The sequence below is a fragment of the Variovorax sp. genome (assembly GCF_965279555.1).
Lineage (GTDB): Bacteria > Pseudomonadota > Gammaproteobacteria > Burkholderiales > Burkholderiaceae_C > Variovorax.
The window spans coordinates 5,075,417-5,092,850 of sequence record NZ_OZ257247.1; the positions used below are offsets into that span (position 1 = coordinate 5,075,417).

Genomic DNA, 17,434 nt, shown 5'->3' on the forward strand with positions numbered 1-17,434 from the left:
TCATGAGCATTGCACTCAACCACACGCACGACGTTCATGCGCGCAGCTGGGTCGAATCCGCCAATGCGGCGGGCAGCGACTTTCCGATCCAGAACCTGCCGCATGCGGTGTTCCGCCGCGCGGGAAGCAGCGAGGCGTTTCGCGGCGGCGTCGCCATCGGCAACCAGGTGCTTGACCTCGCGGCGCTGGCCACTCGCGAGCAGCTCGAGGACCTCGCGCTGCATGCGGCACGCGCGGCCGCGCAGCCTGCGCTGAACGACTTCTTCGCGCTCGGCGCCGCCGCGTGGAAGGCGCTGCGCCATGCGCTCTTCGACCTGATGAAGAACGATGCGCCAGTCGCCACGGTGCAGGCGGTGCGCGAATGCCTCGTGCCGCAGGCCGATGCCGAATACACCGTGCCCGCGCGCATCGGCGACTACACGGACTTCTACACCTCCATCGATCACGCGCTGAACATCAGCCGCCTGATGAACCCCGACGGCGACGTGACACCCAACTTCCGCTGGATCCCAACGGCGTACCACGGGCGCGTGTCGACCATCGGCGTGAGCGGCCAGCGCTTTCACCGGCCGATGGGGCAGTCGATGGCGCCCGGCGCGAAGGCGCCCACGTACCAGGCCTGCGCGCGGCTCGACTACGAGCTGGAGCTTGGCGTGTGGATCGGCACCGGCAATGCGCAGGGCGAGCCCATAGCGCTGGAGCGCGCGGAGGAGCACATCTTCGGCATCTGCCTGCTCAACGACTGGTCGGCGCGCGACATCCAGTTCTGGGAGATGGCGCCGCTCGGGCCGTTCCTCGCGAAGAATTTCGCGACCACGATTTCGCCGTGGATCGTGACGATGGAAGCGCTCGCGCCCTACCGGCAAGCATGGACCCGGCCGGCCGACGAGCCCCAGCCGCTTGCCTATCTGGAGAACGCGGCGAACCGCGAGAGCGGCGCGCTCGACATCCGCCTGGAGGTCTGGCTCGAAAGTGAGAAGGCACGCAAGGAAAAGACCGGGCCGTCGCGCCTGTCGTCCACCAGCTTCAAGCACCAGTACTGGAGCGTGGCGCAGATGGTGACGCACCACACCATGGGCGGCTGCAGCCTGAACCCCGGCGACCTGTTCGGCAGCGGCACGATCTCGGGGCCGGGCCCCGGCGAGGCCGGCGCGATCATCGAGCTGACGCGCGCGGCGCAGAACCCGGTGACGCTGGCCAACGGCGAGCAGCGCGGCTTTCTCGAAGACGGCGACGCAGTGCTGCTGCGCGGCTGGTGCGAGAAGCCGGGGCATGCGCGCATCGGGTTCGGCGAGAGCCGCGGCACGGTGTTGCCGGCCAGAGGTTGACGCTCAAGTAAATACTCTTTACAGTCCGCCTCCTTCGAAACGTACACCTTCACCGGGAGCTTCATCGTGAACGCCGCATCGGTCAACGCCAACATCTGCCGCATCTTCTGCCCCGCATCGGGCGGCACATTCGCGTACGGCATCGACCATGCAACGAACCTGCATCAGGCAGGCGAACACACGCCACCGGGCGGAGGCAGCGCATAGCGCGCACCTCTTCGACACTCTTTCACAAGAGGCCCGGACACCGAATGGTTCCGGGCCTTTTTCTTTTTTGCGTCACCGTCAGTTCATCATCAATCAACCACAGGGAGAAAAAACCATGCGCAAGCTTGTCACCGTTCGCACTGTCGATGCCGTCCGCCCCATTCCCGGGGCCGACGCGATCGAATGCGCCGTCGTCGAAGGCTGGACCGTCGTCACCAAGAAGGGGGAGTTCGCTGCCGGCGACCGGGGCGTCTTCTTCGAGATCGACGCGTTCCTGCCGCTCGACGATCCGCGATTCGCCTTTCTCGAGAAGTCGGCCATCACCTGGAACGGGCAGCGCGGCGTGCGGCTGCGCACGATGAAGCTGCGCGGGCAGATCTCGCAAGGGCTGATCCTGCCGCTGTCGCAATTCGCCGAGATCGACGCACTCGCGCTGGCCGATCCGGCGCTTCGCCAACGTGACTGGGCCGAGTTGTTCGGCGTCGGCAAGTGGGAGCCGGTGATCCCGGCGTGCCTGTCGGGCGAGGTGGAAGGCGCGTTTCCCGCATTCATCGTCAAGACCGACCAGGAGCGCATCCAGAACCTGCCCGAAGTGCTCGCGGCCGATGACGGGCAGTCGTTCGAAGTCACGGTCAAGCTCGACGGTTCGAGCATGACCGTGTTCCACAACGCAGGCGCGCTCGGTGTGTGCGGACGCAACTGGCAGCTTCGCGAGACCCCCGGCAACAGCCTGTGGCGCATGGCGCGGCAAGACCGGCTGCTCGAAGCGCTGGCCACGCTGGGCCGCAACCTCGCGCTGCAGGGCGAGATCGTCGGCGAGGGCATCCAGGGCAACCCGGAGAAGCTGCGCGGGCAAGCGTTCCACGTGTTCGACGTGTTCGACATCGACCGGGGCACCTACTGCGGCATGGAAGAGCGCAACGCCGTCATCGACGTGCTTCGCGTACTGGGGGCGACGGTTCGCACCGTGCCGCTGCTCGAAGTGACCACGCTCGAGCGCTTCGGCGGATCGACCACCGAGGTGCTGGCCTATGCCGAGGGGCCGTCGCTGAACCCGGACACCTCGCGCGAGGGTGTGGTGTTCAAGCGGCTGGACGGCGGGCTGTCGTTCAAGGCGATCTCGAACAGCTACTTGCTGAAGCACTCGGACCGTTGAGCAGGAGGGCAAGCCACAGGAAAGGCTTGCCGCAACGAAAAAAGGCCACCCGGATGGGTGGCCTTTTTCGGCAATGTTGGAGCGGGAGAAGAGTCTCGAACTCTCGACCTCAACCTTGGCAAGGTTGCGCTCTACCAACTGAGCTACTCCCGCGTCGAGCCTCAGATTATAGGGTTCTTTTTGACGGGTTTTTCCGAATCCGAGAAAAAAGTTCTTTCAGACTCCGAACACCAGCGACCGGTGCATCGACACCCCTGCCATCAACCCGTCCGCAGACGCCAGCGTGGCGTTGGAAAACGCCATCGCAAGATCGCCCGCCGCGTAGACGCCGGGCACCGTCGACATCTTCATGGCATCGACGCGCAGCACCCGGCCCATCGGGCCGTCGTCGAAGACGCAACCGAGCTGTTCGGCCAGCGGACTGGAAGGCCGCGTGTGCGGCGCCACGAACAGCGCCTCGACCGGCACGAGCCTGCCGTCTTCGAGGCGCACGCCGGCCAGGTCCGTGGCCGCGCCTTCCAGGCTGGCGATGCGCCCCGGCTCGACAGTCACGCCGCGCGATTGCAGCCTGGCGCGAACCTCCGCATCGGGGCCCTTGCTGCCGTTCAGGAAGAGCGTGGTCGGGCCCCACTCGGCGATCAGCAATGCATGGTCCGGCGGGCCGCCGGCGTGGAACAGCAGACCCAGCCGGCGGTCGCCGAACTCGTAGCCGTGGCAATAAGGACAGTGCAGCACGCTCTTGCCCCAACGCTGGCCAATGCCGGAAATGTCGGGCAGGCCGTCCTGCACGCCGAACGACAGCAGCAGCTTGCGGGTCGACAGCTGCGCGCCGTTGTCCAGCGTCACCGTGAAACCTCCCGCTTCGCCGGCATCGTCGGCCTGCGCTGCCGTCACGCTGCCCTGGATGAAATCGACCGACGGATACGCGAGCAACTTCGCGCGCGCATCGGCGACCATCTCCAGCGGCGGCGTGCCGTCCTGCCCGAAGAAGCCGTGCGAGGCGGCGGCGAAGCGGTTGCGTGGCGCGCCCGCGTCGACCACGCACACCTTCCTGCGTGCGCGGGCCAGTTGCATCGCGGCTGAAAGGCCGGCAAAGCTGCCGCCCACCACCAGAACGTCATAGCGCATGTTCAATGTCCTTTGAAGTGAAGCCGCCGCCTGTCATGCGGCGATGAAAGTCCTTGGAAAGATCGGCCAGCGTGATGCTGTTGAAACGCCTAAGCAGCAGCGCCTCGGCCTCTTCGCACACGCCGTCGAGCGCGGCGTTCACCGCCTGCTCGACGATGCAGCCCGGGCTTTGGGTGCGGTTGCCCATGGCCAGCAGCGCGGGCGCGCCGACGGCGTTGTGCACGTCGCCCAGCGTGACCGCCGACAGCGAGCAAGACAGCACCCACCCGCCGCCGTGCCCCTTGGCCGAACTCACGAAACCCGCCTGCCGCAGGCCGGCCATGAGCCGGCGGATGACGACCGGGTTGGTGTGCATCGCGACCGCGAGCAATTCGGAAGTGACGGGGCCGTCCATTTCGGCCATGTGCAAGAGCACGTGGAGAACGCCTGAAAGCTTGCTGTCTCGTTTCATGCAACATTATTAGTTGCATGTGTTTGACATGATGGATCCTGGGGTCTTGGGGCGCCGCGCAAACGTTCGAGCCCCCGATCCCGCCGACAGCCATGTCCCACACGCGTGGGCGACTGTGCCGCACATGGCGACAGACGGCGGCCCGGCCATGGTTGCACCCGGATCGATCGAACCCCGGTCGCTCCTTGATACGTGACCATGCTACGAAAGGAACAGTCACCCATGAAGCAACAACAACACAACCGCATCCTGATCGGCGCCGTGCTCGCAGGCCTGCTGGCCATCGGCGGAACAGCCCAGGCGCAAGGCGTCGGGGTCGGCGCGGGCGTCAATGCCGACGTGAACGCATCCGGTTCAGGCACAGGTGGCAAGGCGGGCACAGCGGCCGGCGCCAATGCAGGAGCCAAGGCCAATACCGGGAGCACGGCAGGCGGCGCGGGCAATGCCGTGGGTGGCGTGCTCGGCGGTGCCACGAATGCAGCAGGCGGCGTGACCAATACCGTGGGCGGCACGCTCAACGGCGCGACCGGAGCTGTCGGCTCGGCCGGCAGTGCGGTGAAGGCGCCCGCCGCGGGCGTGAAGGCGAACGGCAAGGCCCAGGGCTCGGGCGCGGTCGACCTCCAGAAGTAAGCTAAACCAACGTCAAAGGCCCGCGGCGCTTGATTGCGCGGCGGGCCTTTTTGTTCGTCAGGAGAAAGCCTCAGTCGACGGGCTTCAGCTTGAACAGGCTGGTGACCTCGACATCGAGCACCAGCATCTCGCGCTGGTTGAACAGCCGCCAGCGCCAGCGCAGGATGCCGAGCGTGGGCCGCTTCTCGGAGCGCCGCACCTCGATCACGTCGGCCACCAGGCGAAGCGCATCGCCGGGCCGCACCGGGTTGGGCCAGCGCACGTGCTTCAGCCCTGGAGACGCGAAAGACTCCGAGCCCGCCAGCACCGCGTCGACCACCAGCCGCATCGCGATGGAGCAGGTGTGCCACCCGCTCGCGATCAGCCCGCCGAAAGAGCTTTCTGCCGCGGCTTCGGCGTCTGTGTGAAACCACTGCGGATCGTAGGCCCGCGCGAACTGCACGAGTTCGGCTTCTGTGAGTACGTAAGGCCCGGCCTCGATGACCTGGCCCGCATGGAAGTCGGCGAACTGCATCCGCCGCAGCTTAGTACGTTTCGAGGTGCAGGCGGCCTTCGCGCTTCAAGGCGGCGCCGACGGTGTCCCAGTCGAGCCCCGCTTCCTTTGCCACGTCGCGCAGTGCGAGCACCACGCCCTCTTCCATGCTCTTGAGGCCGCACACGTAGAAGTGGCTGGCACCGTCCTTCAGCAGCGCGGCCAGGTCGGCGGCGCGCTCGCGCATCAGGTCCTGCACGTAGCGCTTGGGTTGGCCCGGCGTGCGCGAGAACGCCAGGTTGATGTCGATGAAGTCCTTGGGCAGCGACTGCAGCGGGCCGAAGTACGGCAGTTCCTGCTGCGTGCGCGCGCCGAAGAACAGCATCAGCTTGCCGCCCTCGAACTTGCCGCTCTTGCGCAGCCGGCGGCGCCACTCGGTCATGGCGCGCATCGGCGCGCTGCCGGTGCCGGTGCAGATCATCACGATGTGCGACTTGGGGTGGTTCGGCATCAGGAAGGACGAGCCGAAGGGCCCGACCACCTGCACCGTGTCGCCCACCTTCAGGTCGCACACGTAGTTGGAGCAAACGCCGAGCACCGGTTCGCCTTCGTGGTCTTCGGTCACGCGCTTCACGGTGAGCGACACGTTGTTGTAGCCGGGCCGCTCGCCGTTGCGCGGGCTGGCCACCGAATACTGGCGCGCATGGTGGCGCTTGCCGATGGCGTCGATGCCCGGCGGCACGATGCCGATCGACTGGCCCTCGAGCACCGGGAACGGCACCACGCCGAAGTCCAGCACGATGTGGTGGGTCTCGCTGTCGAAGCCGGCTTCGGTGCAATTGAAATTGCCGACCACGGTGGCGGTCGTCGGGGTCTTCGGAGGGAACAGGTTGGTGTACGCATGCGCGGCCGACCACGGCGGCACGCTGGCGCCGTACTGCGCCGAATTGAATACCGGCTCCACCGATTCGGCGGCCGCCTGGGCCTGCGTCTGTGCGGGCAAGGCGGCCGCGGGGTCGCCCGCGGCGTCGGCGGACACGCCGGCGGCTTCCAATTCCTCAGGTGAGAGTTCGTCGGGCAGCGACTCCCAGGTGAACTGTTCCTCGATCGAATACGCGCGCACCACCGGCATGGTGCGCCAGTTGTCGATCGAGCCCGTCGGGCACGGCGAGATGCAGGCCATGCAGCCGTTGCAGGTGTCCGCGCGCACGACGTAGTTGTTGTCGTCGTGCGTGATCGCGTTCACGGGGCAGATGGCCTCGCAGGTGTTGCAGCGGATGCAGATCTCGGGGTCGATCAGGTGCTGCTTGATGACTCCGGCTTCAACGGCCATGTCCATGTCTTTTTCTCCTGGAGCCCTCCCACTCTGGGGGAGGGTTGGGTGGAGGCAGGCGGCGCTTGTCGTGGTCGCGCCGCTCGCCCCCATCCCAGCCTTCCCCCAGAGGGGGAAGGAGCAATACCCAAATACCAATCAACCGAAACGCACGTACTCGAAATCGACCGGCTGCCGGTTGATGCCCATCACCGGCGGCGAGATCCAGCCTGCGAACTTGCCCGGCTCCACCACGCGGCCCATCAACGATGCCACGAAAGCGAAGTCTTCGGAACTCGGCAGCCATTCGTCGCGCTTGGCGGCCCATTCGATCTCGTTCACCACGCGGCCGTCCGGCGACATCTTGATGCCGGCGAGCGCGCCGATCTGGCGGTTGAAGGCCTTGTGCGGCACGCTCAGGCGGGTCGGGATGCCGGCCTTCTCGAGCACCTTGTTCCAGCGGTTCACGCCGGCCACGGAATCCTTGATGAAGTCGTCGCGCAGCACTTCGTTCAGCGCGTTGAGCATCGGCACGTCCTTCTCGACGAGCTGGCCGTCCTTCACTTCCAGCACCTTGTAGGTCTGGCCCTTGAGCACGTGGTCGTCCTCGCGCTTGCCTTCTTCATAGCGGCCCTTCAGGCCCGAGCTGTAGAAGATGGCGGCGTTGCTCGACTGGTCGGCGCCGAACAGGTCGATGGTCACGCTGTAGTGGAAGTTCAGGTAGCGCTGGATGGTGCCCAGGTCGATGGCGCCGGCCGCGCGCACCTTCTGCGCGTCGTCGGTCTTCAGCTCGTTCATGACCTGCGCGGTGCGCGCGATGACGCGCGACACGCCGCTCTCGCCCACGAACATGTGGTGCGCCTCTTCGGTCAGCATGAACTTCGTGGTGCGCGCGAGCGGGTCGAACGCGCTCTCGGCCAGCGCGGCCAGCTGGAACTTGCCGTCGCGGTCGGTGAAGTAGGTGAACATGAAGAACGCGAGCCAGTCGGGCGTCTTCTCGTTGAAGGCGCCGAGGATGCGCGGGTTGTTGGCATCGCCCGATGTGCGCTGCAGCAGCGCGTCGGCCTCTTCGCGGCCGTCGCGGCCGAAGTGCTTTTGCAGCAAGTAGACCATGGCCCACAGGTGGCGGCCTTCTTCCACGTTGATCTGGAACAGGTTGCGCAGGTCGTACATGCTGGGCGCGGTCAGGCCCAGGTGGCGCTGCTGCTCGACCGAGGCGGGCTCGGTGTCGCCCTGCGTCACGATGATGCGGCGCAGGTTGGCGCGGTGCTCGCCGGGCACGTCCTGCCAGGCCTTCTCGCCCTTGTGGTCGCCGAAGTGGATCTCGCGGTTGGCATCGCCCGGGTTCAGGAAGATGCCCCAGCGGTAGTCGCGCATCTTCACGTGGCCGAACTGGGCCCAGCCCTGCGGATCGACGCTCACGGCCGTGCGCAGGTACACCTCGTGGTTGGTCGAGCCCTCGGGGCCCACGTCGTCCCACCAGTTGATGAAGTTGGGCTGCCAGCCTTCGAGCGCGCGCTGCAGCGTGCGGTCTTCGCCGAGGTTGACGTTGTTGGGGATCTTCTCGCTGTAGTTGATCGTGCTCATGGCGAAACCTTTATCGAGTGGTTGCTGGAGAGATGTCTGTTCAAGAAACGCTGCGGAACCGGCTTTGCCGGGCCGCTGGCGTTGCCCCCTGGAAGGGGGTTGGCGAAGCGACACGAAGTGCGCGAAGCCTGGGGGTCATACCCGATTCATGTCGAAGCCGGCCTTCTGGCCGGTGCCGTAGACCTTCAGCGCGCCCTTTTCGCCGACGGCGTTGGGGCGGTTGAAGATCCAGTTCTGCCAGGCGGTGAGCCGGCCGAAGATGCGGGTGGCCATGTTCTCCTTGCTCGCGAAGCGCAGGTTGGCTTCGAGGCCGGTGAGTGCGTCGGGCGACATGGCGGCGCGCTCCTCGATGGCGATGCGGATCTCGTCGTCCCAGTCGATGTCGTCGGGCGCGGCGGTCACCAGGCCGAGCTTCAGCGCCTCGTCGGCGTCGAGCGGCTTGCCGGCTGCGGCACGCGCGGCTTCGAGCGGTGCGGCCTCTTCATAGAAGCGGCGCTGCAGGCGGCTCTGGTCGTTCACCATCGGGAAGAAGCCGAAGTTGAATTCGCCCAGCGTGAGCCTGGGCGCGCGGTCGGCGTCGTCGGGCAACGCGAGCATGTAGGTGCGATCGGCGGCAAAGGCCAGTTCGGCCAGCGTGCCGGCGAAGCACGAGCCGGCTTCGACCAGCGCGAACAGGCTGCGCGACGACACGTCCAGCCGTGCCAGCGTGCGGCGCAGCGCGCCGATGGTTTCGCGCACCAGCCAATGGTCCTTGTTGGCGAACATCACGGCGTCCGACGCGAGCACCGCGGCGGCGTCGCCTTCGGTCTTGAGCAGCCAGGTGCCGATGTCGAGTTCGTTGGTGCGCAGGTTGAGGATCGCGTCGTCGAGTTCGCGGCACATCGCCAACGGCCACCAGGCGGCGCCCGCGGCCTCGATGGCGGCGATGTCGGCCGGCTGCGTGCCGGTGGGCGCCTTCACCGTGATGGTGGCGGTGCGCTTGCTGCGGTCGATCTGCACGCTGACGTGCGAATAGGCAATGCCGTCGGCGCTGTCGGTGCGCTCGAGGCGGGTCAGGGCCACGCCCTTGCCGCCGGCGGGGCGGTCGCTGCCGGCCGCGAGCTGCGAAGCACGTTCCTGCACCGCGGCGGCGAACTGCGCGGGCTTGGCCACGGCATCGACCAGGCGCCAGTCGACCGCGCGCTGGCCGCGCACGCCTTCGACGCTGGTGCAGAAGATGTCGGCGAGGTCATGGCGCACGTGGCGCTTGTCGGTCACGCGGGTCAGGCCGCCGGTGCCGGGCAGCACGCCTAGCAGCGGCACTTCGGGCAGCGAGACTGCGGAGGAGCGGTCGTCCACCAGCAGGATTTCGTCGCAGGCCAGCGCCAGTTCGTAGCCGCCGCCGGCGCAGGCGCCGTTCACGGCCGCGAGGAACTTCAGGCCCGAGTGCTTCGACGAGTCTTCGATGCCGTTGCGCGTTTCATTGGTGAACTTGCAGAAGTTGACCTTCCAGGCATGGCCCGAGACGCCGAGCATGAAGATGTTGGCGCCGGAGCAGAAGATGCGGTCCTTGCCGCTGGTGACGATGACGCTGCGCACTTCGGGGTGCTCGAAGCGCACGCGGTTGAGCGCGTCGTTCAATTCGATGTCCACGCCCAGGTCGTAGCTGTTGAGCTTGAGCTTGTAGCCGGGGCGGATGCCGCCGTCTTCGGCGATGTCGAGCACGAGGCGCGCGATGGCGCCGTCGAAGCTCAGGGACCAGTGGCGGTATTGGCCGGGCTCGGTGCGGTAGTCGACGCGCGGGGGCGCCTGGAGCGTGGTGGTGTCGGTCATGCGGAAGTCTCCTGTGGGGCAGTGTTCGGAAACCGTGAACAGGAAAGATAATGCACTTTACTGCTCCGATGACATGCATCATGCTGCATGCATGCAGGCAAGTCAATGCCTGGTGCATTTTTTTTCAGATTTCAGGCTGGTTGCGGTTCGGGGTGCGTGCGCAGGGCGGAGGAGATTCGCGGAGCAAGGCACCCCGTCGGCGTGAGCGCGCCCCGAACAAGAACCCGAAGGCTCAGCCGCCCAGCCCCATCGACTGCCGAGCCACCGCCCGCAGCGCCTGGAAACTCTGCGACAAAGTCCTGCCGCTGGTATCCACCGACAGGTCGGCCTTTGAATAGAAGGCGGCGCGGCCGTTCAGGATGCGGCGCAGGTCTTCCATCGCCTCCTTGCTCGCCGCCATCGGGCGGGTGTCGCCCTGCGCGGCCACACGGCCCATGTGCTCCTCGGGCGCGGCCTGCAGCCATACGGTGGTGCAGTGCGCGAGCAGCTCGTTGAAAGTGGCCGGGTCGGAGACGATGCCGCCGGGCGTGGCGATCACCACCTCGCTGTAGATCTGCACCGCTTCTTCGAGCGCGCGGCGCTCGTAGCGGCGATAGGCGTTGGTGCCGTACAGGTCGTGGATCTCGCGCACGCTGCAGCCTGCGAGCTTCTCGATCTCGCGGCTCAGTTCGATGAAGGGAATCTCCAGGTCTTCGGCCAGCATCTGGCCCAGCGTCGACTTGCCCGCGCCGCGCAGGCCCACCAGCGCGATGCGACGGTGCCGCGCCGGGTCGACGGAAGCGGTGCCCAGCAACTCGCCGAGCGCCACGCGCACGCGGCGCAGGTCGGCTTCGCTGCGGTTCTCGAGCAGTTCGCGGATCAGCAGCCACTCGGGCGAGCTGGTCGTGACGTCGCCGACCAGTTCGGCCAGCGAGCAGTGCAGCGCGCCGGCCACCTGCTGCAGCACCAGGATCGACGCGTTGCCGATGCCGTACTCCAGGTTGGCCAGGTGCCGCTCCGACACGTCGGCCGACAGCGCCACCGCCTTGCGCGTGAGGCCGCGTTGCGCGCGCAGATTGCGCACACGGTCGCCCAATGCCGCCAGCAACGGATTCTTGGCCTCCCCGGCCGGCGCCGCGCCGTTGCCGCCGGCGGCGCTTTCGGGCGCGGTGGCCAGCACCGCGTCTACATGCTCGTTCATGCAATTCCTCGTTCTTCGCCGGGATTGTGCGCGCTCAGGGTAAACACCATAGATGCACTATATTGCTTGACACTCATTGTCTCGATGCTTATTGTTCGGCCACAAGCAAGATACTGCACGCGCAGCATTCATGCAAGGTAGTTCATAAGTTCGAGGCCCCACGATGTCCGACCGCAACACACCCGTCACCGGCAAGGAAGCATTTCACCAGCTGATTGCCGGCCTGACCGCCGAAATCGCCGGCAAGCCGCTCGACAGCGCGCTCGACCGGTGGCTCAACGCCCACCACGGCGCGGGCAGCGCCAGCTTCGAGGCGCTGCGCCAGGCCTGCATCGGCGGCGTGGCCGAAGGCTGGCTCTGCGAGCGCGAAGGCGGCGGCATCAAGTACGGCCGCGTCTTCAAGGCCGAAGACGCGCTGCACCGCTTCTCGGTCGACGTGGTCGACATGCAGGACATCGCCGGCCCGCACCACACGCATCCCAACGGCGAGATCGACCTGATCATGCCGCTCGACAACCACCCCGCCACCTTCGACGGGCGGCCCGCGGGCTGGTGCGTCTACGGCCCGGGCACCGCGCATCGCCCGACCGTGGCCCAGGGCCGCGCACTCGTCCTGTATCTCCTGCCCGAAGGGCAGATCAAGTTCACCGTATGAAGTACTCCCCCAGGCTTGCCCACTTCATGTGGCCGCCAACCCCCTCGCCGGGGGCAACACCAGCGGCCCGGCAAAGCCGGTTCCGCGGTGTTCCCCGAATCTGCCCACGTTGAGACCCATCGAATGACCGAGCTTCTTTCCAACTACGTCGCCGGCCGCTGGCAAAGCGGCTCGGGCGCCGGCACGCCGCTGTTCGACCCGGTGCTCGGCACCGAGCTTGCGCGCGTCGACGCCACCGGCCTCGACCTGCCCGCCGCTTTTGCCTTTGCACGCGAACAGGGTGGCAATGCGCTGCGCGCCCTCACCTACCGCCAGCGCGCGGGGCTGCTCGCGGCCATCGTGAAGGTGCTGCAAGCCAACCGCGACGCTTACTACGAGATCGCCGCCGCCAACTCCGGAACCGTGAAGAACGATTCGGCGGTCGACATCGACGGCGCGATCTTCACGCTCGGCCAGTACGCGAAGTGGGGCGATGCGCTCGGCGACGTGCGTGCGCTGCGCGACGGCGAGGCCGTCAAGCTGGGCAAGGAGCCGGTGTTCCAGTCGCAGCACCTGCAGGTGCCCACGCATGGCGTGGCGCTGTTCATCAACGCCTTCAACTTCCCCTCGTGGGGCCTGTGGGAAAAGGCCGCGCCCGCGCTGCTGTCGGGCGTGCCGGTGATCGTGAAGCCCGCCACGGCCACCGCCTGGCTCACGCAGCGCATGGTGCGCGACGTGGTCGATGCGGGCGTGCTGCCCGCCGGTGCGCTGTCCATCGTCTGCGGCAGCTCTGCCGGCTTGATGGATGCGCTGCAGCCCTTCGACGTGGCCTCGTTCACCGGCTCGGCCGAGACGGCGGCGGTCATCCGTTCGCACCCCGCCGTGGCCGAACGCTCTGTGCGCGTGAACATCGAGGCCGACAGCCTCAACAGCGCCCTGCTGCTGCCCGGCGCCGCGCCCGGCAGCGAAGCCTTCAACCTGCTCGTGCGCGAAGTGGTGCGCGAGATGACGGTCAAGTCGGGCCAGAAGTGCACCGCCATCCGCCGCATCCTGGTGCCGGCCGAGTTGTACGACGCGGCGGCCGAAGCCATCGGCGCCAAGCTCGCGGGCATCACGGTCGGCAATCCGCGCAACGAGGGCGTGCGCATGGGCTCGCTGGTGAGCCGCGCGCAGCTCAACGCGGTGCGCGAAGGGCTCGACGCACTGGCCGCGCAAACCACGTTTCTGCACGACGGCCGCAACAAGCCGCTGGTCGACGCCGACCCAAGCATCGCCGCCTGCATTGGCCCCGTGCTGCTCGGCGCTCGCGATGCAGACGCGGCGCAGCGCGTGCATGACGTGGAAGTATTCGGCCCCGTCGCCACGCTGCTGCCGTACCGCGACCTCGCCCACGGCATTGCGCTGGCGCACCGCGGCCAGGGCTCGCTCGTCACCTCTCTATATGGCAGCGACGACACGGCCCTGGCGCAGGCTGCGCTCGAGGTGGCGCCGAGCCACGGCCGCGTGCACGTCATCACGCCCGAAGTGGCGCAGGCCCACACCGGCCACGGCAACGTGATGCCGATGTCGCTGCACGGCGGCCCCGGCCGCGCGGGCGGTGGTGCCGAACTGGGCGGGCTGCGCGCGCTCGATTTCTATCACCGCCGCAGCGCGGTGCAGGCGAGCCCCGGCGTCATCGCCGCGCTCGGCCTCTAGAACAAGAACACACGGCCGAAGGAGACAAGACATGACCCTGCCCACACGATTCAACTTCGCCGAGCACCTGTTCGCACTCAACCGCGGCCGCGCCGGGCGCACCGCCTACATCGACGACCGCGGCGCGCTGAGCTACGGCCAGCTCGAAGACCGCGCGCGCCGGCTGGCCGCCGCGCTGAAGGCTGCCGGCATCCGGCGCGAAGAGCGCGTGCTGCTGTTGATGCTCGACGGCAACGACTGGCCGGTGAGCTTTCTCGGCTGCCTGTATGCCGGCATCGTGCCGGTCGCCGTCAACACGCTGCTCACTCCGGACGACTACGCCTACATGCTCGACCACAGCCGCGCGCAGGCGGTGCTGGTGTCGGGCGCGCTGCTGCCGACGCTGCAGGAAGCGATGGCGCGCGGCGGCCATGAAGTGCAGGCGATGTTCGTGTCGCAGCCGACCGGCCCGCTGCCGGACAACGCGCAGGAGTTCGATGCCGCGCTCGCCGCCGCAGAGCCGCTGCCATCGCCCGTGACCACGGCCTCCGACGACCCGGGCTTCTGGCTGTATTCATCCGGCTCCACCGGCAAGCCCAAGGGCACGGTGCACACGCATGCCAACCTGTGGTGGACGGCGCAGCTGTACGGCAAGCCGGTGCTCGCGCTCACCGAAGACGACGTGTGCTTCTCGGCCGCCAAGATGTACTTCGCCTACGGCCTGGGCAATGCGCTGACCTTCCCGCTGTCGGTGGGCGCCACAGTGGTGCTGATGGCCGAGCGGCCCACGCCCGACGCCACCTTCCGCCGCTGGGTGGAACACAAGCCCACCGTCTTCTTCGGCGCGCCCACGGGCTTTGCCGGCATGCTCGCATCGCCCAGGCTGCCGGCGCGCGAGGCGGTGGCGCTGCGCATGTGCTCGTCGGCCGGCGAAGCGCTGCCCGGCGAGATCGCGCAGCGCTTCAAGGCGCAATTCGGCTGCGAGATCATCGACGGTATCGGCTCGACCGAGATGCTGCACATCTTCATCTCCAACCGGCCCGGCGACATCCGCTACGGCACCACCGGCAAGCCGGTGGACGGCTACGAAGTCGAGCTGCGCGGCGAGGACGGCCGCCCGGTGCCCGACGGCGAGGTGGGCGACCTCTACATCCGCGGCCCCAGTTCCGCGCTGATGTACTGGACCAACCGCGAAAAGTCGCGCGAGACCTTCCAGGGCGGCTGGACCAAGAGCGGCGACAAGTACACACGCGACGCCGACGGCTACTTCACCTATGCCGGGCGCAGCGACGACATGCTGAAAGTCAGCGGCATCTATGTGTCGCCCTTCGAGGTCGAGGCGACGCTGATGCAGCACCCCTCGGTGCTCGAGGCCGCCGTCATCGGCAAGGAAGACGCCGAAGGGCTGACGAAGACCAAGGCCTTCGTGGTGCTGAAGGACGGCGCCGCGGCCAGCGAGGAAGAGCTGAAGGCTTTCGTGAAGGAACGCCTTGCGCCGTACAAGTACCCGCGCTTCCTGGAGTTCGTGAGCGAGTTGCCGAAGACGGCGACGGGCAAGATTCAGCGGTTCAGGTTGCGCGAGAAGGAAAAGCAGGCGTGAGCCGCGCCTCTTTTTCTTTCTCCCTCCCCCGCTGGGGGAGGGTCGGGGTGGGGGCATCGGCCTTCGCAAGCGCACAGCCTTTGCGAGTGCCGCTTGCCCCCATCCCTGCCTTCCCCCAAAGGGGGAAGGAGCAACAGCCATGAACACCCCCCACTTCGCCACCATCGACTGGCGCGGCCGCACCGTGCAGATCGAGTGCGCCTGGATCGCCCCCGAAAAAACCGACGCCCCGCTCATCGTCTTCCTCCACGAAGGCCTCGGCTCCGTCGCCATGTGGAAGGACTTCCCCGCGCAAGTCTGCGAAGCCGCCAACGCGCGGGGCCTGGTGTTCTCGCGGCCCGGCTATGGACGCTCCACCCCGCGCGCCGACGACGAAACCTGGGACGTCGACTTCATGCACCGACAGGCGCACGAAGTTCTGCCCGCGCTCTTCACGGCGCTGAAGCTCGAAGACGAGAAGCCCTGGCTCTTCGGCCACAGCGACGGCGGTTCGATCTCGCTGCTGTATGCCTCGCGCTTTCCGGACAAGGTCGAAGGCCTGGTGGTGCTTGCGCCGCACATCTTCGTGGAAGACAAGACCGTCGCGAACATCGAGATCGCGCGCACTTCCTACCTGGGCACAGACCTGCCGAAGAAGCTCGGCCGCTACCACGACAGCGCCGACTCGGCCTTCTGGGGCTGGAACCGCATCTGGCTGCATCCGCCATTCCGCGACTGGAACATCGAGGCCGAACTCGACGCCATCCGCTGCCCCGTGCTCGCCGTGCAGGGCATCGACGACGAGTACGGCACCCTGGCGCAGATCCGCGGCATCGCGGCGCGCGCCGGTGGTAGTTGCGAGCTGCTCGAAATCCCTGAATGCGGGCATTCCCCGCATCGCGATCAACCGGATCGTGTCATCGTCGCCACCGCTTCTTTCATCACCAAAAACAGGAGACAAACACCATGACCACCATTCGCACCGCGCGCCTCGCGCTGACGGCCCTCGCTTTCGCAGCCGCCCTCTGCGGCACCGCCGGCGCCCAGGGCACGGGCAAGCTCAAGGTCGGCCTGATGCTGCCCTACAGCGGCACCTACACCGCGCTGGGCGTGGCCATCGAGAACGGCTTCAAGCTGTACGTGGACGAGCAAGGCGGCAAGCTCGCGGGCCGCGAGATCGAGTATTTCAAGGTCGACGACGAGTCCGACCCCGCCAAGGCCACCGACAACGTCAACAAGCTCATCAAGCGCGACAACGTCGACGTGATCGTCGGCACCGTGCACTCCGGCGTGGCCATGGCCATGGCCAAGGCCGCGAAGGAAAGCGGCACCGTGCTGATCGTGCCGAACGCCGGCGCCGACGCCGTGACCGGCCCGATGTGCGCGCCCAACATCTTCCGCAGCTCGTTCAGCAACTGGCAGCCGGCCTATGCGATGGGCGAAGTGGCGGCCAGGCAGCAGGGCAAGAAGAAGATCATGACGATCACCTGGAAGTACGCGGCCGGCGAAGAGTCGGTCAACGGCTTCAAGGAAGGCTTCGAGAAGAACGGCGGCAAGGTCGACAAGCAGCTCACGCTGCCCTTCCCCAACGTGGAGTTCCAGGCGCTGCTGACCGAGATCGCGGCGGCCAAGCCCGATGCGGTGTACGCCTTCTTCGCCGGCGGCGGCGCGGTGAAGTTCGTCAAGGACTACCAGGCCGCGGGCCTGAACAAGACCATTCCGCTGTACGGCCCCGGCTTCCTGACCGACGGCACGCTCGACGCGCAGGGCGAATCGGCACAAGGCATGCTGACCACGCTGCACTACGCCGACGGCCTGAACACCCCGCGCGACAACGCCTTTCGCACCGCCTATGCCAAGTCGTTCAAGCTGCAGCCCGACGTGTATGCGGTCCAAGGCTACGACGCCGCGCAGATGCTGGGCGTGGGCCTGAACGCCACCAAGGGCGACATCTCGAAGAAGGCCGAATTCGCGGCCGCGGTGGAGAAGGCGAAGATCGACAGCCCGCGCGGCGCGTTCACCGTGAGCAAGTCGCACAACCCGGTGCAGGACATCTACCTGCGCAAGGTGGACGGCAAGGAGAACAAGCTGGTGAGCACCGCGATCAAGGGCCTGGCAGACCCGGCACGCGGCTGCAGGATGTAAATAGGCTCACCCCCAGGCTTCGCGCACTTCGTGTCGCTACGCCTTCCCCCTTGCAGGGGGCGACACCTGCGGCCCGGCTAAGCCGGTTCCGCGGTGTCCCGCGCACTGCATACCCCTTAACGACTCCGCACTGAGAGAA

Annotated in this window: 16 protein-coding genes and 1 tRNA gene; 9 read left to right on the forward strand and 8 right to left on the reverse strand. The window is 67.2% G+C overall.

What is annotated here, in order from left to right; genetic code table 11:
* Positions 1-2: 2 nt before the first annotated feature.
* The 3 genes from fahA (at position 3) to ACQY8B_RS23745 (ending at position 2,691) form a co-directional block, all read left to right on the forward strand.
* The gene (fahA, locus tag ACQY8B_RS23735; RefSeq protein WP_422088954.1) at positions 3-1,328 is read left to right on the forward strand and encodes a fumarylacetoacetase; all 1,326 of its coding nucleotides are present in this window, start codon (positions 3-5) and stop codon (positions 1,326-1,328) included.
* Positions 1,329-1,394: 66 nt separating this feature from the next.
* Positions 1,395-1,535: a hypothetical protein gene (locus ACQY8B_RS23740; protein ID WP_422088955.1), complete on the forward strand. Its 141-nt coding sequence runs from the start codon at positions 1,395-1,397 to the stop codon at positions 1,533-1,535.
* A 115-nt stretch (positions 1,536-1,650) separates the two neighbouring features.
* Positions 1,651-2,691 (forward strand): RNA ligase (ATP), encoded by a 1,041-nt coding sequence (locus tag ACQY8B_RS23745; RefSeq protein WP_422088956.1) that lies wholly within the window; start codon positions 1,651-1,653, stop codon positions 2,689-2,691.
* 77 nt (positions 2,692-2,768) lie between these two features.
* On the opposite strand, the gene ACQY8B_RS23750 is transcribed toward ACQY8B_RS23745, so the two are convergent.
* The 3 genes from ACQY8B_RS23750 to ACQY8B_RS23760 form a co-directional block, all read right to left on the reverse strand.
* Positions 2,769-2,844: transfer RNA gene (locus ACQY8B_RS23750), tRNA-Gly, on the reverse strand.
* Between the two features lie 63 nt (positions 2,845-2,907).
* A complete protein-coding gene (locus tag ACQY8B_RS23755) occupies positions 2,908-3,819 on the reverse strand; it encodes an NAD(P)/FAD-dependent oxidoreductase (RefSeq protein ID WP_422088957.1) in 912 nt (303 codons plus the stop codon).
* Positions 3,809-4,270 (reverse strand): RrF2 family transcriptional regulator, encoded by a 462-nt coding sequence (locus tag ACQY8B_RS23760; RefSeq protein WP_422088958.1) that lies wholly within the window; start codon positions 4,268-4,270, stop codon positions 3,809-3,811. Before ACQY8B_RS23760 ends, ACQY8B_RS23755 begins: the two co-directional genes overlap by 11 nt.
* Before the next feature lie 222 nt (positions 4,271-4,492).
* Between ACQY8B_RS23760 and ACQY8B_RS23765 the strand changes: the two genes are divergently transcribed.
* A complete protein-coding gene (locus ACQY8B_RS23765; protein WP_422088959.1) occupies positions 4,493-4,900 on the forward strand; it encodes an adhesin in 408 nt (135 codons plus the stop codon).
* Between the two features lie 70 nt (positions 4,901-4,970).
* Here ACQY8B_RS23765 and ACQY8B_RS23770 read toward each other — a convergent pair whose 3' ends face one another.
* The 5 genes from ACQY8B_RS23770 to ACQY8B_RS23790 all read right to left on the reverse strand — a co-directional run bounded on the left by ACQY8B_RS23770 (position 4,971) and on the right by ACQY8B_RS23790 (position 11,263).
* Complete coding sequence (locus tag ACQY8B_RS23770; RefSeq protein WP_422088960.1) at positions 4,971-5,414, reverse strand: MaoC family dehydratase; 444 nt, start codon at positions 5,412-5,414, stop codon at positions 4,971-4,973.
* A 10-nt stretch (positions 5,415-5,424) separates the two neighbouring features.
* Entirely contained in the window at positions 5,425-6,711 is a 1,287-nt protein-coding gene (gene boxA / locus ACQY8B_RS23775) for a benzoyl-CoA 2,3-epoxidase subunit BoxA (protein WP_422088961.1), read from the reverse strand.
* A gap of 132 nt (positions 6,712-6,843) precedes the next feature.
* Positions 6,844-8,271, reverse strand: coding sequence for a benzoyl-CoA 2,3-epoxidase subunit BoxB (gene boxB / locus ACQY8B_RS23780; RefSeq protein WP_422088962.1), 1,428 nt, complete (start codon positions 8,269-8,271; stop codon positions 6,844-6,846).
* 135 nt (positions 8,272-8,406) lie between these two features.
* A complete protein-coding gene (gene boxC, locus ACQY8B_RS23785) occupies positions 8,407-10,083 on the reverse strand; it encodes a 2,3-epoxybenzoyl-CoA dihydrolase (protein ID WP_422088963.1) in 1,677 nt (558 codons plus the stop codon).
* A gap of 232 nt (positions 10,084-10,315) precedes the next feature.
* Positions 10,316-11,263 carry a helix-turn-helix transcriptional regulator gene (locus ACQY8B_RS23790; protein ID WP_422088964.1) on the reverse strand — a complete coding sequence of 316 codons (948 nt, stop codon included), beginning with the start codon at positions 11,261-11,263 and terminating at the stop codon, positions 10,316-10,318.
* A gap of 163 nt (positions 11,264-11,426) precedes the next feature.
* Here ACQY8B_RS23790 and ACQY8B_RS23795 point away from each other — a divergent pair, with 163 nt between their 5' ends.
* The 5 genes from ACQY8B_RS23795 (at position 11,427) to ACQY8B_RS23815 (ending at position 17,295) form a co-directional block, all read left to right on the forward strand.
* Positions 11,427-11,918: a DUF4863 family protein gene (locus ACQY8B_RS23795; protein ID WP_422088965.1), complete on the forward strand. Its 492-nt coding sequence runs from the start codon at positions 11,427-11,429 to the stop codon at positions 11,916-11,918.
* 123 nt (positions 11,919-12,041) lie between these two features.
* Positions 12,042-13,592 (forward strand): 3,4-dehydroadipyl-CoA semialdehyde dehydrogenase, encoded by a 1,551-nt coding sequence (locus tag ACQY8B_RS23800; RefSeq protein ID WP_422088966.1) that lies wholly within the window; start codon positions 12,042-12,044, stop codon positions 13,590-13,592.
* Positions 13,593-13,623: 31 nt separating this feature from the next.
* Positions 13,624-15,171, forward strand: coding sequence for a benzoate-CoA ligase family protein (locus ACQY8B_RS23805; RefSeq protein ID WP_422088967.1), 1,548 nt, complete (start codon positions 13,624-13,626; stop codon positions 15,169-15,171).
* Between the two features lie 139 nt (positions 15,172-15,310).
* Positions 15,311-16,120, forward strand: a complete 810-nt coding sequence (locus ACQY8B_RS23810; protein ID WP_422088968.1) for an alpha/beta fold hydrolase — start codon at positions 15,311-15,313, stop codon at positions 16,118-16,120.
* A complete protein-coding gene (locus ACQY8B_RS23815; protein WP_422088969.1) occupies positions 16,117-17,295 on the forward strand; it encodes an ABC transporter substrate-binding protein in 1,179 nt (392 codons plus the stop codon). The genes ACQY8B_RS23810 and ACQY8B_RS23815 overlap by 4 nt, the downstream gene beginning before the upstream one ends.
* Positions 17,296-17,434: the final 139 nt, after the last annotated feature.

What these genes read in the sequence shown, in the direction of transcription:
- ACQY8B_RS23790 (WP_422088964.1), bottom strand. Translation starts at nt 11,263, where the DNA reads ATGAACGAGCATGTAGACGCGGTGCTGGCCACCGCGCCCGAAAGCGCC.
- ACQY8B_RS23800 (WP_422088966.1), top strand. Translation starts at nt 12,042, where the DNA reads ATGACCGAGCTTCTTTCCAACTACGTCGCCGGCCGCTGGCAAAGCGGC.
- boxB (WP_422088962.1), bottom strand. Translation starts at nt 8,271, where the DNA reads ATGAGCACGATCAACTACAGCGAGAAGATCCCCAACAACGTCAACCTC.
- ACQY8B_RS23815 (WP_422088969.1), top strand. Translation starts at nt 16,117, where the DNA reads ATGACCACCATTCGCACCGCGCGCCTCGCGCTGACGGCCCTCGCTTTC.
- fahA (WP_422088954.1), top strand. Translation starts at nt 3, where the DNA reads ATGAGCATTGCACTCAACCACACGCACGACGTTCATGCGCGCAGCTGG.
- ACQY8B_RS23810 (WP_422088968.1), top strand. Translation starts at nt 15,311, where the DNA reads ATGAACACCCCCCACTTCGCCACCATCGACTGGCGCGGCCGCACCGTG.
- ACQY8B_RS23770 (WP_422088960.1), bottom strand. Translation starts at nt 5,414, where the DNA reads ATGCAGTTCGCCGACTTCCATGCGGGCCAGGTCATCGAGGCCGGGCCT.
- ACQY8B_RS23795 (WP_422088965.1), top strand. Translation starts at nt 11,427, where the DNA reads ATGTCCGACCGCAACACACCCGTCACCGGCAAGGAAGCATTTCACCAG.
- boxA (WP_422088961.1), bottom strand. Translation starts at nt 6,711, where the DNA reads ATGGACATGGCCGTTGAAGCCGGAGTCATCAAGCAGCACCTGATCGAC.
- boxC (WP_422088963.1), bottom strand. Translation starts at nt 10,083, where the DNA reads ATGACCGACACCACCACGCTCCAGGCGCCCCCGCGCGTCGACTACCGC.
- ACQY8B_RS23745 (WP_422088956.1), top strand. Translation starts at nt 1,651, where the DNA reads ATGCGCAAGCTTGTCACCGTTCGCACTGTCGATGCCGTCCGCCCCATT.
- ACQY8B_RS23765 (WP_422088959.1), top strand. Translation starts at nt 4,493, where the DNA reads ATGAAGCAACAACAACACAACCGCATCCTGATCGGCGCCGTGCTCGCA.
- ACQY8B_RS23805 (WP_422088967.1), top strand. Translation starts at nt 13,624, where the DNA reads ATGACCCTGCCCACACGATTCAACTTCGCCGAGCACCTGTTCGCACTC.
- ACQY8B_RS23760 (WP_422088958.1), bottom strand. Translation starts at nt 4,270, where the DNA reads ATGAAACGAGACAGCAAGCTTTCAGGCGTTCTCCACGTGCTCTTGCAC.
- ACQY8B_RS23755 (WP_422088957.1), bottom strand. Translation starts at nt 3,819, where the DNA reads ATGCGCTATGACGTTCTGGTGGTGGGCGGCAGCTTTGCCGGCCTTTCA.